A 14,743-nucleotide genomic window follows, 5' to 3' on the forward strand; every position below is an offset into this window, starting at 1 on the left:
TACCCAAGAAGCCCAGTGGCAGCGCAGGACGATTTTGGCCAAATCATCGAATCCACGTCCTCAAGGCCAAGGCGTTACTATTTAGTTCGGATTACGGACGCGGGTTCGGTTCCGTGTTCCACCACCATATGCCCAAGGGCCCGCACGCACCGCGTCCGGGCCCTTTCCTTTTTCTCGCCGCGCCTGACCCGTGAAGCGCTTCACGCCCGGGCAGCCGACCCGGTGCTTCCCCCAAAGGTGTTCCCCGCCTTGGCCGATATAGTCATTGTTGCCATGTGGGGTATTGAGTCTCGCCTGGCTGCACGACACACACAACGCCAGGGACGACTGCATGGACGCCAACCCGCGCCAGCCTTCCGCCATCGAGCCCGACAGCCCGTTGCGCGCCTACCGCGCCATGGTGGCGTACGCCAATGACGCGATGCTGTTGATGGCGCGGGAGCGCATCGTGGCGTGCAACCCGGCCGCCGAGTTGCTGTTCGGGCGGCCGCACGACGAACTGGTGGGCTTGAACCCGGCGGCGCTGTCGCCCGAGCACCAGCCCGATGGACAAACCTCACGGGCGCGGGTGCAGGAACATGTGATGCGGGCGCGGCAGGGCGAGCCCCAGCGCTTTCTCTGGCTCCATCAGCGCGCCGATGGCCACACCTTCACGGCCGAAGTGACACTGAGCCCCAGCCTGGCTGAACCCGACGACGATGTGCCCCAACTGGTGGCGGTGGTGCGGGATGTCAGCGCGGCGCAGGCGGCGGCTCAGGCGCTGCAGGCCTCGGAGCAGCGCTTTCGCAAGCTGTTCGAGCTGGCCCCCATCCCCATGGCCCTGACCACGCCGGACGGCAGCCTGGTGGACATCAACCGGCAGTGGACCCGGTTGCTGGGCTACGCCGCCGCCGACCTGGGCCACATCGAACAATGGTGGACGCTGGCCTACCCCGATCCGGTCTACCGCGCACAGGTGCGGACGATGTGGGCACAGGCCCATCAGGAGGTGTGCCGCGACGGCCGGGAGCTTCGCCCTGTCGAGCTCCTGGTGCATGACAAGGCTGGGCAGCCGCACCACCTGGTCATCGGCGGCGCCATGGTCGGCGAGCACCTCCTCACCACCTTCTACGACGTCACCGAACGCCGGGCGGCTCAGCAGCAGCTGGAGGCCCTCAACGCCAGCCTGGAAGCACGGGTCGCGGCCCGGACCGCCGAGCTGCAGGCCGCCTTCGAAGAGCTGCGCTGCACCCAGGACGAACTGGTCCGCAAGGAGAAGCTGGCAAGCCTGGGCGCCCTGGTGGCCGGCGTGGCGCACGAGCTCAACACACCGATCGGCAATGCCGTGATCATGGCCAGCACCCTCTCGGACATGCGGCGCCAGTTCGAGGCCGATGCCGCCGCCGGACTGCGGCGCTCGACGCTGGCGCGCTTCACCGCCGACATGGCCGAAGCCGTGGACGTGGTCGAACGCAACCTGCGCCGGGCGGCCGAGCTGCTGACCGGTTTCAAGCAGGTCGCGGTGGACCAGTCCAGCCATCAACGGCGCACGTTCGAGCTGGGGGAGCTGATGCGGGAGCTGAACCTGGCGCTCAGCCCGACGCTGAAGCAACGCCAGGTGCAGCTGACCGACCGGATCGCACCGGGCCTGGTGCTCGACAGCCACCCGGGGCCGCTGAGCCAGGTGCTGATGAACCTGGTCAACAACGCCGTGGTGCACGCCTTCGAGGGGCACGCCGCACCGCAGATCACCGTCGAGGCCCTGCCCCATGGGGACGAGCACGTCCACATCACCCTGCAGGACAACGGATGCGGCATCGCGCCCGAACACCTGCAGCGGGTGTTCGACCCCTTCTTCACGACCCGACTGGGCCGAGGCGGATCCGGCCTGGGCCTGCACATCGTCTACTCCCTGGTGACCGAACTGCTGGGCGGCCGCGTGCAGCTCGACAGCGCGCCGGGTCAGGGATGCACGATCACCCTGGTGCTGCCCCGCGTGGCACCCGACCGGGGTGACGCCGCGGAGTTCACTGCCACGCCATGAAGCCGATGCCGCCCCACCCCACCCCCGCGTCGCCCGTCCCCAGCGATGAGGAAGACGACCTGCTGCCCCTGCTGGACGACGAGCCGCTGCCCACCCGCGTCGGCGGCCTGGACACACGCACGCCGTGGCTGATCCTCGTGGTGGACGACGACGAGGACGTGCACCAGGCGACCGAACTGGCCTTGCGTGGCCTGTCGATCGAGGGACGCCCCCTGCACCTGCTCCACGCCCACTCCCGCGCCGAGGCCTTGGCGCTGCTGGCCGCACACGAAGACCTCGCGGTGATGCTGCTCGACGTGGTGATGGAGTCGGATGACGCCGGGCTGCAGCTGGTCCGCGAGGCGCGCACGGCCCTGCAGCGCGAATCGCTGCGCATCATCCTGCGCACGGGGCAGCCGGGCTACGCGCCCGAGCTGGACACCATCCGTGACTACGACATCAACGACTACCGCACCAAGTCGGAGTTGACCCGGGTTCGGCTGTTCACCAGCCTGACCACGGCCCTGCGGGCCTATCGGCAGATGTGCGCGCACGAACAGACGCGCCGCGGGCTGGAGATGGTGGTGCGTGCCAGCACGGACCTCAGCCGGCTGCATGGCATGCACCTGTTTGCCCGTGGGGTGGTCAAGCAGCTATGCGCCCTGCTGGGAATCGCGCCGGAAGGCCTGATCTGCGCCCAGGCCGGCCTGCAGCACCAGGACGACCCGGCGCGGGTGATCGCCGCCGCGGGTCAGTACGGTGACCTCATCCAGCGCCCCCTCAGCGACCTGGGCGTGCCGCATGTCCAGCAGGCGCTGCAGCGCTGTCTGGAAGAGCAGCGCAACCATTTCGACCATGGTGTGACGCTGTACTTCGCCACCTCGGACGGCCGGGGCCTCGCGGCCTACATCGACCACCACGAGCCGCTTGCACCGCTCGACCAGCATCTGCTGGAGGTGTTCTGCTCGAGCATGTCGGCCGGCTTCGAGAACGTGCTGCTGTACGGGCGGCTGGTCGACCAGGCCTATGTCGACCCCCTGCTGCACATCCCCAACCTCAACCAGTTCCTGAAGCACCTCTCGGCATTGCACATGCCCGACACGGAACGATATCTGGCGGTGGTCGACATCGACGGGTTCGCGTCGATCAACGACATGCTGGGTCACGGCTTCGGCGATGCCATGTTGCGGGCTGTGTCGCAGCGTCTGACCAGCTCACTGGGTGAGCCTTGCGTGGTGGCCCGCGTCAGCGCCGACGTGTTCGGTGTGCTGGGGCCGAAGGGTCTGGTCGACGCCGAGCCGCTGCAGGCGCTGTTCAAGACACCGTTTCACGTACAGAGTCAGACGGTGCGGCTGTCGGCCACGATGGGCCTGGTGCGACTGGACCAGCCGGATCTCGTGGGGCCGGAACTCCTGAAGGACGCCCACCTGGCACTGAAACGGGCCAAGGGCCTGCAGCGGGGATCGGTCTGTTATTTCTCGGCTGAGATGGGCCAGGACGCACGCACCCGCATGCAGTTGCTGGACAGCCTGAGGGCGGCCACCGGCTCCAGCCAGCTGTTCACGGTGTACCAGCCCAAGGTCTGCCTGCACACGGGTCGCGTGTTGGGGCTGGAGGCCCTGCTGCGCTGGCGCAAGCCCGATGGCGAGATGGTGCCGCCGGACCGCTTCATCCCGCTGGCCGAGCAGGCCGGCTTGATGGCCGTGCTCGGGACCTTCGTGCTGCATTCGGCGTGCTCCCAGCTGCGCCGGCTGCACGAGGCGGGACACCGCACGCTGTCCATGGCCATCAACGTGTCGCAGGCCCAGTTGCGTGAGCCGGACTTCATCCCGCTGCTGGCCGACACACTGAATGAGACCGGAGTCCAGCCAGCCAGCGTCGAGCTGGAGGTGACGGAATCGATGGCGGCGGATGACCTGGGCCTGATGCGCCAGCGCCTGGGTGAGATCGGCGCCCTGGGGCTTACCGCCGCCATCGACGACTTCGGCACGGGCTTTTCGTCGTTGAGCGTGCTGCGCCACCTCAAGGCCGACCGCCTGAAGATCGACCGGGCCTTCGTGGCCGAAATCGAGCAGGACAGCCGCATCGCGCGCATGGTGGTCAACCTGGGGCACAGCCTGGGCATGACGGTGGTCGCCGAGGGCGTCGAGACCGCCTCGCAACGCGGCATGCTGCTGGAGCTGGGCTGCGACGAAGGCCAGGGCTGGCTTTTTGCCCGTCCGATGGACGAGCCCGCCCTGCTGGCCTGGCTGGCCACGCACCCGGCCTGAGTCGGTCCCGTACCCGCCTGCCGTCGGCCGGCAGGCGGCCAGGGCCGTTACAGTGCAGTCTGCGCTGTTCAGCCCCTTCCCATGTCTGCCCCTCCTGCTTCCCCGCCCTTGTCAGCCCGGCTGCCCCGCTTGCTGGCTGAAGTGCTGTTCTTCGTGACCGTGTGGTGGGCAGCGGACCGCCTGGTGCACGCGCTGGGCTGGCCCGTTCCGGGGGGTGTGGTCGGCCTGCTGGTCGTCACGGCGCTGCTGCTGACCGGCGTGCTGGCGCCCCGCCGCATCGAGGCCGGCGCGCGCTGGCTGCTGGGCGAGATGCTGCTGTTCTTCATCCCGCCGCTGATGGCCCTGATCCGCCATGGCGAGCTGCTGAGCGGCACCGGGCTGAAGCTGGCGCTTGCGATCGCGGTCGGCACGCTGTTCGTGATGGGTGGCGTGGGATGGGTGGTCTCGCGGGTGATCGTGCTCGAAGACCGGCTCACCGCACGCGGGCAGGAGGGCCGATCATGAGCGACCTGACCGACCTGCTCGGCGCGCCGGTGGTGGCCGTCGCGAGCCTGGTGCTGACGCTGGGCCTCTACTTCGCGTCCAAGCGGCTGTTCCAGCGGCATCCGCGTACGTGGCTGTCACCCATCATGGTGACGCCGCTGGTCTTGCTGGTTCTGCTGCTGGGCACCGGCACCCCTTACGAGGTGTACTACCAGCACACGCGGTGGCTGACGTGGATGCTCGGGCCCGCAACCGTGGCCTTCGCGTTTCCGATCTACCAGCAGCGTGGGCTGATCCGCCGCTATCCGCTCACGCTGAGCATCGGGGTGCTCACGGGCGTGGTGCTGGGCGTCGCCAGTTCCTGGGCCCTGGCGTGGCTGCTGGGCTTGCCCGACAGCGTGATGCGCAGCATCCTGCCGCGGTCCGTGTCGTCGCCCTTTGCGATGCCGGTGGCCAGCACGCTGGGGGTCGAGCCCGAGCTGGCGGTGATGTGCGTGCTGGTCACGGGCGTGTTCGGGATGCTGGTGGGCCAGGGCTGGCTCACATGGCTGGGTGTGCGCCACCCGGTGGCCGTGGGATCGGCCTTTGGCGCGGCCACGCACGGGGTGGGCACGGCCAAGGCCTGGCAGATCGGCGCAGAACAGGGCGCGGTGTCCAGTCTCACGATGATCTTCTCGGGCATCGTGCTGGTGTTGCTGTCGCCGGTGTTGGCCGGCTGGCTGGGGTGAAGCGGGGCTGCTTCAGGAAGACGCCGGCGCCAAGGGGTTCAGCAAAGGCAGCGTCACGCTGAAGACGGCGCCGCCTTCGGGCGCGTTGGCCGCTACGAGGCGCCCGCCGTGCTGCTCGATGGTGCCGAAGCTGATCGACAGGCCCAGGCCCGTGCCCTTGCCCACTGGCTTGGTGGTGAAGAACGGGTCGAACAGGCGCCCCATGTGCTCGGGCGGGATGCCAGGGCCGTTGTCGCGCAGCGTGATCGTGGCCTCGCGGTCGGTGTGGGTGAGTGTGATCCACAACTCCGGCTGGGGATCGATGGCCGAGGCCGCGTCGTAGGCGTTCTGGATCAGGTTCATCACCACCTGCAGCAGCTGACCGGCGCTGGCGCGCACCAGGCAACGGGGCTGCGGAACCCAGTGGATGGCAAAGCCGGGCGCCGTGCCTTTTCGCACCCAGTGGATGGCGCGTTCGATGACGGCATTGAGGTCGACCGGCTCGCGCTCCTCACGGTCCATCACCGAGAAGCGCTTGAGTCCGTTGACGATGTCGGTGGTGCGCTGCGCCCCTTCCAACGTGCCTTCGATCAAGGACGGCAGGTCGCTCAGGGCGTGGTCGATGCGCAGGCGCTGGCGCAGGTCGGCCAGCAAGGCGGGAGGCTCCCCCGCGTGCACGGCCTGCAGGTAGGTCGCCATGCGGTCGGTGTACTTCTTGAGCGCATGCACATTGCCCAGCACGAAGCTGATCGGGTTGTTCAACTCGTGGGCCACACCGGCCACCAACCGCCCCAGCGAGGCCATTTTCTCGGAATGCAGCAGCTGCTGCTGCGCCTGCTTGAGGGCTTCGTGCGCGCGCTGCAGCTCCTGATAGGCCCGCTTGATCTCTCCCATGGGCCGGCCGACGAACACATAGCCGACCACGCGCGCGCTGGCATTGCGCCGGGGAGTGCAGTTCAGGTCCACCGGCACGCTGTGGCCCTGTGCGTCGCGCAACTGGATCTCGAGCACCGCGCCCGCCCGCGACGGGCGCCAGGTGCCCAGGACCTCGCGCAGGCGCTGCACGCTGTCCTCGTCGGCGAGCAGATCGAGCGCGCTGCTGCCGCGCAGGCTCGCCTCGTCCCGCCCCACCAGTTCGCACAAGGCCGCATTGGTCTCTTCGATGCGCCCCTGGCTGTCACAGGCCACGAGCACGTCACTCATCGAGGACAGCAGGCTCAGGATGAACTGCTGTGACTGCTCGAGCTGGGCGTTCTTCTCCTCCAGCGCGATCTCGTCACGCACCAGCTGCTGGTAGACCTCGTCCATCTTGTGGATGACGTCGAGCCAGGCCGTCTCGTCCATGCCCTCGGGCACGGCAGCCAGATCCGGCAAGGCCGGAGGCGACGAGTGCGAAGATTCGGATGAGGGCGGCGTGGAAGACAGGCTCATGGCGTGATCCCTCTTCAATGCACGGTGCAGACCATGCACGGGTCGAACGAGCGGACCACGTGCTGCACGGCCACCGGCGTGGTCTCGCCTGGCTGCACCGGCACGCCGACCAGGGCCTGTTCCAGCGGGCCGGGCGTGCCCTCGGCATCGCGGGGCGAGAAGTTCCACGAGGTCGGTGCGACGATCTGGTAGTTGGCAATGCGGCCCTGATCGATGCGCACCCAGTGCCCCAGCGCACCGCGAGCCGCCTCGGCAAGGCCGGTGGCCTGGGCGGCGTCCGGCAGGGGCGCGGGCTGGTGCCAGGGCTCGCCCGGCCGCACGGCCCGCAGCCAGTCTTCCATCATCGGCACGACGCGCGCCAGCTCCAGCAGCCGCGCCAGCACGCGGGTGCGGACATTGGCGCCGGAGCGGGCCACGGTGTCGCGGATCAGCGGGTGACCATCGTTGAGCTGCCGGGCCACCGCGCCGGTTTCGGCGACGCGACCTGCCAGACGGGGCGCCTTGTTCCAGGTGTAGGCAGCCGGCTTGTCGGCATCGGGCAGGGTCTGGCCATCATGCGGGTGCAGGGGACGGTCGCCGTCCAGCCAGGCGTGCGTCGCGTCTTCGGTGATCTGCGCCAAGTCCATGGGCAGGCTCACGCCCTGAGCCGCGTCCCAGACCCCGCCTCGCATCGCGGGCTGGCCATCGGGCTGCACATAGGCGCCGTAGGACAGGCAGGGTCCCTCACCCCGGCCCAGATGACCCAAGGCCAGGTCGGCCGCGATGGTGAGGAACAGGCGCAGGTCGCCATGGTCGGGCGCGGCCTGCTGCCACCAGGCCATGAGCGCGGCTTCGCTGTCGAGCGACGCGATGGCTTCGAGCGGCGCGGCGAACAGCGTCTGCTCGAGGAAGGCGCGAAACTCGCGCACCTTGCCCAGCAGGCGCAGCCGCTCGGCCAGGTCTATGGCGCGCGCACTGCCCCCGGGCAGTACCGACTGCGTGTGCGGCCACTTGCCCCCCAGCGTGCCGAGGATGGTGAACCAGCGCTGCCGCGCGGCCGTGGCCTGCCGGGCGTGATGGCCCTGCAGCGGCGCAAAGCGTGCCTGGGCCGCGGCAAACCAGGGCCGGTCGGCGTACACCGGACGGGTGAAGTCCGGCATGAAGAACAGGTAGAAGTGCGTGAGGTGGTCGGCCAGGTTCTCGGTGGCCAGCATCAGGTTGAGCGCGTGGCGGCCGTTGGCCGGCATGTCCTGCGGCGCCAGGCCGGCCGCATCGCGCAGGGCGTAGGCGGCGGCCACCGACTGCGACACCGAGCAGATGCCGCAGATGCGCGGCACGTAGACCAGCGCGTCATGCGGGTCCTTGCCCAGCAGCATCTGCTCGAAACCGCGGTACATGGTTGCGTTCACGTGCGCTGCCTGTACGCGGCCGTCGGCCACCTCCAGGCGCACTTCCAGATCCCCTTCGACGCGGTTGAAAGGGCCGACCAGCAGGCGGGTGGTGCTCATGCGGCCGACCTCACTTCAAGCGCGTGCGCCGGATGGCAGGCGGCACCACGACGTGGTCGGCCGTGGCGTTGTGCTTGACGCGCTTGGGCGTGGCCGACTTGGACAGCGAGGCCAGCGCCACATACCAGGCCTTGGGCATGTCGGTGGGCAGGCCGATGGGGATGCCGGCGATCTTCGGCGTGGCGTGGAAGGCGTGGCCCGGGGCCTGGAAGCCGGGCTCGGTGCAGCTGATGCAGGCGTAGCCGCCGCGGGTGCACGAGCCCTCGCCGTTCCACAGCCGGGTGTTGCAGTCGGCATGCGCCTGCGTGCCCTTGCAGCCCATGTGCTCCATCATGCAGCCCAGGTCGGAAGGCTGCTCGGCACTGGCCTTGAACTCGTAATACTCGTTGCGGGTGCAACCGTGGTGCACCAGCTGATCGGCATAGAAGCGGGGGCGGCCAAGCGCGTCCAGGTCGGCCGGGGTGAGGGCATCGGCGGCCAGCGCCATCAGGGTGTCCAGCACCCAACCAGGGTGGGTGGGGCAGCCGGCGATGTTGATGACGGGCCACTCGGCCCCCGCTTCGGTGCGGCCCGGGCTGCGGAAGGCCTCGCCCAGCAGGCCGCCAGGGTGTTCGTCTTCGTGCTGCAGGCCGCAGGCTTCGGTGGGGTTGTCGCCCCCGGCCGTGATGCCACCCCAGGCGGCGCAGCTGCCGACCGCCGCCACAAAACGGGCCTTGGCAGACAGACGCTGCACCCAGTCGATCATGGGCAGGCCGGTGCCGGCCAGCATGTGAAACCGGCCCGTGCCGTTCGGGCCGCGCAGCAAGGCCCCTTCGATGCACAGCACATCCAGACGCAGGCGGTCGGCCAGTACGTCTTCCATCAGCGCGATGACATCCGCGCCCGTTTCCAGGCTGAGCGACGGATGCCACAGCAGGTGGATGCCCGCATCGCGCAGGGTGCCGGGCAGATCGGGCGTGTCGGCGCACAGCAGCGACATGCTGCAGCCGCCGCAACCGCCAGACTGCAGCCACAGCACATTCAGAGGCTCACCCGGCGAGCGAGCCAGCGATCCGGACGGCAGCGTGTTCATTTAGGCTCCAGGCCAAAGCGTTGCAGCTTGGCGCGCAGGCCGACACGTGAAAGCCCCAGCTCGCGCGCGGCGTGGGTCTTGTTCCAGCGTAGGCGCAACATGGTCTCACGCAACACGGCGGCTTCGATGCGGTCGAGCCGCTCCTGCAACGTGCCGCTTTGGGGGATGTCGAGGTGCAGCCCGCCTTCTGGCCGGGTCTGCGCCACGTCCGACCCGGCACCCTGCAGCACCTTCCGAGAAAACGCGTGGGCGTCGATCAGGCCCGCCCCATCAGGCGCAGCAAGCGGGTCGGACAGGGCCACGGCGCGCGTGACCTCGTTGTTCAGTTCGCGGATGTTGCCGGGCCACGGGTAGGCCTGCAGCACGGCCAGCGCATCGGCGGTGAAACGCAGCGCGCCGCGCCCCAGGCTGCGCGCCACCTCGTCGAGCAGGCGCTGCGCGATCAGGGCCACATCGCCGCCCCGCTCGCGCAGCGGCGGCATCGTCACCGTGACGTTGGCCAGGCGGTAATACAGGTCTTCACGGAAGCGGCCACTGCGCACATCGGCTTCCAGGTCGCGGTGTGTGGCGGCGATCACGCGCACGTCCACCGCCACCGGCTTGGGCGCGCCCACCGGCCGCACCTCCCCTTCCTGCAACACGCGCAGCAGCTTGACCTGAAACGCGGGCGAGGTCTCGCCGATTTCGTCGAGGAAGATGGTGCCTTTGTCGGCGCGCTGGAACAGGCCGATGTGGTCGTCGTAGGCCCCCGTGAAGGCGCCACGCTTGTGGCCGTACAGCTCAGATTCGATCAGCGTGTCGGGGATGGCCGCACAGTTCTCGACCACGAAGGGACCGGCCGCACGGCCGCTCGCGTAGTGGATGGCACGGGCCAGCAACTCCTTGCCCGTGCCCGACTCGCCGTGCACCAGCACGCTGAGGTCGTAGCGGGCCACCTTGGCGGCCATGCGGCACACCTCTTCCACCGGGCTGCCGGGCGAGCACTCGATGCGCCCGAAATCGAAGGTGTCCTTGGCGCGGGCCAGTTGCTCGGTGGCGCGCTGGCGCAGCACGCCCGTGCCGGCGCGCAGGTCGATCTCCATGCGGTGCAGCGCGCCTTGCAGGCTGCGGCTTTCCGCGGCCTGGCGCACCGTGTCCAGCAGGTGATCGGGCACCCAGGGCTTGAGGATGTACTGGTAGATGCCGGCTTCGTTGATGCCGGTGATGATGTCTTCGCTGTCGGTGTAGCCCGAGATGACGATGCGGACCGTGTCCGGCCAGCGCTCGCGCACCTCTTTCAGAAAGGCGACGCCCGTCTGCCCGGGCATGCGCTGATCGCACAGGATGACGGCCACCGGGTACTGCTCCAGCAGCGCACGGGCCTGCTCGGCATCGCCCGCAGTGAGGATGCGAAAGTCCTCTTCCAGCGTGCGACGCATGGCCTCCTGGGACCGGACCTCGTCGTCAACCAGCAGGACGGTGGGCAGGTCGATGGCATTCATGCCGGCAGCTTAACAAATGCGGGGCAGCTGCTCGCCGGTGAGCCAGTCCACCACGCGACGGCCGCCAAAGCGCGTGCGCATCTGCACGAAATGGTGGGGGTCTTCGGTGACCGTGCCGATGCGGGCGGCCCCGGCCCCCAACGGGTGGGCGCGCATGGCGGCCAGGAGCGCGTCTGCCTGCTCGGGGACGCAGATGGCGACCAGCTTGCCTTCGTTGGCCACGTACAGCGGATCCAGGCCGAGCAGCTCACACGCGGCCTCGACCTGCGGCAGCACGGGGATGGCCGCCTCGTCCAGGTCCATGCCGACGCCGCTCTGGCGGGCGATCTCGTTGAGCGTGGTGGCCAGGCCACCGCGCGTGGGGTCGCGTAGCACGTGCAGGCCCTGGGGCACCGCCTGCAGCATCGCGGCCACCAGTGTGTGCAGCGCGGCCGTGTCCGAGACGATCTCGGTTTCGAAGGTCAGCGACTCGCGCTTGGAAAGGACCGCCACGCCATGCTCACCCAGCGTGCCGGACACGAGGATGGCATCGCCCGGCTTCGCGGCCGCGCCATCGATGCGCACGCCCGCCGGCACCACGCCCACGCCGGTGGTGGTGATGAAGACGCCATCACCCTTGCCCTGCTCAACCACCTTGGTGTCGCCGGTGACGATGGGCACGCCGGCCTCGCGGCTGGCCGCGGCCATGGACTCGACCAGCGCCTTCAGCTCGGACAGCGGAAAGCCCTCTTCGATGATGAAGCTGGCGGCCAGGTACAGCGGACGGGCGCCGGCCATGGCCACGTCGTTGACGGTGCCGTGCACACACAGGCAGCCCAGGTCGCCACCGGGAAAGAACAACGGGGACACCACGTGGCCATCGGTGGCCATGACGAGGCGACCGCCCTGCGCCAGCTCGGGCGGCGCGTCGAACGCGGCCTGGTCGTTGCCCTGACGCAGCCACGGGTTGTCGAAGGCCTTGAGAAAGAGCTCGTCGATCAGCTGGGCCGCAGCGCGCCCGCCCGCACCATGGCTCATGTCGATGCGGCCGTGCTTCAGGTCGATCGGGCGGATGTAGTCGGGGCGAACGGGCATGGGATCAGTCGGTGAGCGGGGGCAAATCAACGAGGCGGGGTCAGGCCGCACGGGCCCGGGGAGCGGCCGGCACGATGGGGATGTCGCGGAAGCGGCCGTAGCTGTAGTGCGCCGCGCACGCCCCTTCGCTGGACACCATGCACGAGCCCACCGGGTTGTCGGGCGTGCAGACGTTGCCGAACAGCTTGCAGTCGGTCGGGCGCTTGACGCCGCGCAGGATGGCACCGCACTCGCAGGCCTTGTGGTCGGGTACAGGTTGGTAGTGCAGGTCGAAGCGACGCTCGGCGTCGAAGGCGGCGTAACGCTCGCGCAGCTTCAACGCGCTGTGCGGCACCACACCCAGGCCGCGCCACTCGAAGCTGTCGCGTACCTCGAAGACCTCGTCCATCACCTTCTGCGCCGCCACATTGCCCTTGGGCGTGACTGCACGGGTGAACTCGTTCTCCACCTCGGCGCGGCCTTCGTTCACCTGGCGCACCAGCATCAGGATGGCCTGCATCACATCGAGCGGCTCGAAGCCGGCAATCACCACCGGCTTGTGCCAGCCCTCGGCAAACGGCACATACGGATCGGAGCCGATGACGATGCTGACGTGGGCTGGGCCGACGAAGCCGTCGAGCTCGACCTTGCCATGCTGCTCGGCATCGGGCGCTGCGAGGATGTGCGTGACGGCGGCCGGCGTCAGCACGTGGCAGCACAGCACGCTGAAGTTCTTGACGCCCAGTCGCTCGGCCTGCTGCACCACCAGCGCGGTGGGCGGCGTGGTGGTTTCGAAGCCGATGGCAAAGAACACCACCTCGCGGTCGGGATGGGCCTGCGCCGTCTTCAGCGCATCGGCCGCGGAATACACCATGCGGATGTCGCCACCGCGGGCCTTGGCCTTGATCAGCGACAGGCCGTCAGACGCCGGCACCCGCATCGTGTCACCGTAGGTGCAGACGATGGCGCCGCGCTCGAGCGCCAGGCGGATGGCCAGGTCGATGCGGCCAATCGGCAGCACGCACACCGGGCAGCCCGGGCCGTGAATCATCTGCACCTGGGGCGGCAGCAGTTCGGTCACGCCGTAGCGGGACAGTGCGTGCGTGTGGCCGCCACAGAACTCCATGAAGCGGTAGACGCGGTCGGGGTGCGCCTCGGCGTGGATGCGTTCACCCAGCTGGCGCGCGATGGCCCCGTCGCGGAATTCGTCGATGTACTTCATGCGGCGGCACCTCCGGTGGTCAGTGCCGCTTCGGCGGCCTGCGCGGCATCGAGCTCGGCAAACAGCGCCAGGGTCTTCTCGGCTTCCTCGCGGTCCAGCAGGCCGATGGCGTGGCCCACGTGTACGATCACGTAGTCACCGATGTCGGCTTCGGGCACGAGGGCGAGCGAGACCGCCTTGCGCACGCCGCCCAGGTTCACGATCGCCTCGTCGCCGTCGCGTTTCTCGACGACTTGGGCAGGCAGGGCTAGGCACATCAGCGGGCTCCTTCGGGGGACAGGACGGGAACGGGTGGGGTCGGGCAGCGCGGATCGGCCACGGGCGACGGAACAGGCAGCGGGTCGATCTGGCCGGACGCGAGGTCGGACAGGCTCGACAGATGAGCCACCGCCCAGGCCTGTCCCATCGCCAGGCCCGCGTCGCCGCAGGACACGGCCTCGGCCTGCAGCACGCGCAGCGTGGGCAAGCCGGCCTGCTCGGCGTGGTGCGCCAGGCCTTCACGCAGGCGGGCCACCAGCAAGCGGTTGTAGAAACAGCCCCCGCCCAGCACCACGGTGCGCACGCCATGGCGTTGGGCGGCTTGCACGGCCCAGCGGGCCAGGCCATCGGCCAGGGTCACGTGAAAGCGCGCGGCCCCTTCACCGCGCAGCCCGGCATCCGGCTCGCCACGCCGGGCGGCCGGGTCGGTGTCGGTCAGGGCCCAGAGGCGCGTCATCAGGGGCAGCAGGTCGAGCGTGCCGTCATCGCGAAGGGGCGCGTCGCCTGCGTCGGCCTGCATCGGGTGCTCGGCCAGCCAGGCGGTGGCGGCCTGCTCCAGCGCGATCGCGGCCTGCGCCTCGAAGGCCTGGCGGGCACCCAGGCCGAGCGCGCCCGCAGCCGCATCGAACCAGCGCCCGGCCCCGGTCGTCAGCGGGCTGTTGAGCCGCTTCGACAGCATGGCCGACAGCAGCCGCGTGGCCGATTCGCCGTGGTGGGCGCCCAGGCGCTCGGGGATCTCGTCCGTGCGGCCCAGCGCGTGCAGCGTCGCGGCGGCCATGCGCCACGGCTCGCGCGCGGCCACATCGCCACCTGGCAGGCACAGGGGCGACAGGTGGCCCAGGCGCGACCAGCGCGCCCCGTCCACCCACAGCAGTTCGCCACCCCACGCCACCCCGTCGGTGCCCAGGCCCACGCCATCGAGGGCCAGGCCCAGCACCGGCTCGCTCAGGCCGTGCTCGGCCTGCAGCGCCGCAATGTGGGCGTGGTGGTGCTGCACGCCGATGGCCGGCACGCCCAACTGCTGAGCCCAGCGCTGCGCGAGGCGCGTGCTGAAGAAATCGGGGTGCAGATCGTGCGCGATCGCGTCAACCGGGCCCTCGGCCAGCAGCGCCTCGATCGAGGCCTCCAGCGCCATGCACTGGGCCGGCTCGGCCAGGTCACCATGCAGCGGCGACCAGCGCACCGTGTCACCCTCCAGGCGGCACGCGGTGTTCTTGAGCCACGCGCCCACCGCCAGGATGCGGCGCGGGGCCGGCTGCGGCACCGACTGGGTGTGC

The 14,743-nt window shown here is 69.6% G+C and carries 12 protein-coding genes; 4 read left to right on the forward strand and 8 right to left on the reverse strand.

The window, feature by feature from the left end; genetic code table 11:
- Window positions 1-331: 331 nt before the first annotated feature.
- The 4 genes from QZ709_RS09100 to QZ709_RS09115 all read left to right on the forward strand — a co-directional run bounded on the left by QZ709_RS09100 (window position 332) and on the right by QZ709_RS09115 (window position 5,483).
- A complete protein-coding gene (locus QZ709_RS09100) occupies window positions 332-2,023 on the forward strand; it encodes an ATP-binding protein (RefSeq protein ID WP_294636963.1) in 1,692 nt (563 codons plus the stop codon).
- Window positions 2,020-4,272, forward strand: a complete 2,253-nt coding sequence (locus QZ709_RS09105; protein WP_294636964.1) for an EAL domain-containing protein — start codon at window positions 2,020-2,022, stop codon at window positions 4,270-4,272. The genes QZ709_RS09100 and QZ709_RS09105 overlap by 4 nt, the downstream gene beginning before the upstream one ends.
- Before the next feature lie 81 nt (window positions 4,273-4,353).
- On the forward strand, window positions 4,354-4,776 hold the full coding sequence (locus tag QZ709_RS09110; RefSeq protein ID WP_294636965.1) for a CidA/LrgA family protein: 423 nt from the start codon (window positions 4,354-4,356) through the stop codon (window positions 4,774-4,776).
- Window positions 4,773-5,483, forward strand: coding sequence for an LrgB family protein (locus tag QZ709_RS09115; RefSeq protein ID WP_294636966.1), 711 nt, complete (start codon window positions 4,773-4,775; stop codon window positions 5,481-5,483). The genes QZ709_RS09110 and QZ709_RS09115 overlap by 4 nt, the downstream gene beginning before the upstream one ends.
- A gap of 12 nt (window positions 5,484-5,495) precedes the next feature.
- Here the strand turns inward: QZ709_RS09115 and QZ709_RS09120 are convergent, their stop codons facing one another.
- Genes QZ709_RS09120 through QZ709_RS09155 form a run of 8 tightly spaced genes read right to left on the reverse strand, consistent with a single transcriptional unit; the run spans window position 5,496 to window position 14,730 of the window.
- On the reverse strand, window positions 5,496-6,893 hold the full coding sequence (locus QZ709_RS09120; RefSeq protein ID WP_294636967.1) for an ATP-binding protein: 1,398 nt from the start codon (window positions 6,891-6,893) through the stop codon (window positions 5,496-5,498).
- Between the two features lie 14 nt (window positions 6,894-6,907).
- Window positions 6,908-8,380 (reverse strand): nickel-dependent hydrogenase large subunit, encoded by a 1,473-nt coding sequence (locus QZ709_RS09125; protein ID WP_294636968.1) that lies wholly within the window; start codon window positions 8,378-8,380, stop codon window positions 6,908-6,910.
- Window positions 8,381-8,390: 10 nt separating this feature from the next.
- Complete coding sequence (locus QZ709_RS09130) at window positions 8,391-9,452, reverse strand: HupU protein (protein WP_294636969.1); 1,062 nt, start codon at window positions 9,450-9,452, stop codon at window positions 8,391-8,393.
- A complete protein-coding gene (locus QZ709_RS09135; protein ID WP_294636970.1) occupies window positions 9,449-10,933 on the reverse strand; it encodes a sigma-54 dependent transcriptional regulator in 1,485 nt (494 codons plus the stop codon). Before QZ709_RS09135 ends, QZ709_RS09130 begins: the two co-directional genes overlap by 4 nt.
- Window positions 10,934-10,942: 9 nt before the next feature.
- Complete coding sequence (gene hypE / locus QZ709_RS09140; protein ID WP_294636971.1) at window positions 10,943-12,007, reverse strand: hydrogenase expression/formation protein HypE; 1,065 nt, start codon at window positions 12,005-12,007, stop codon at window positions 10,943-10,945.
- Window positions 12,008-12,047: 40 nt separating this feature from the next.
- The gene (gene hypD / locus QZ709_RS09145) at window positions 12,048-13,208 is read right to left on the reverse strand and encodes a hydrogenase formation protein HypD (RefSeq protein ID WP_294636972.1); all 1,161 of its coding nucleotides are present in this window, start codon (window positions 13,206-13,208) and stop codon (window positions 12,048-12,050) included.
- Window positions 13,205-13,465, reverse strand: coding sequence for a HypC/HybG/HupF family hydrogenase formation chaperone (locus tag QZ709_RS09150; protein ID WP_294636973.1), 261 nt, complete (start codon window positions 13,463-13,465; stop codon window positions 13,205-13,207). Before QZ709_RS09150 ends, hypD begins: the two co-directional genes overlap by 4 nt.
- Complete coding sequence (locus QZ709_RS09155) at window positions 13,465-14,730, reverse strand: carbamoyltransferase HypF (protein WP_294636974.1); 1,266 nt, start codon at window positions 14,728-14,730, stop codon at window positions 13,465-13,467. Before QZ709_RS09155 ends, QZ709_RS09150 begins: the two co-directional genes overlap by 1 nt.
- Window positions 14,731-14,743: the final 13 nt, after the last annotated feature.

The sequence above is a fragment of the uncultured Aquabacterium sp. genome (assembly GCF_913773725.1).
Classification (GTDB): Bacteria; Pseudomonadota; Gammaproteobacteria; order Burkholderiales; family Burkholderiaceae_C; genus Aquabacterium.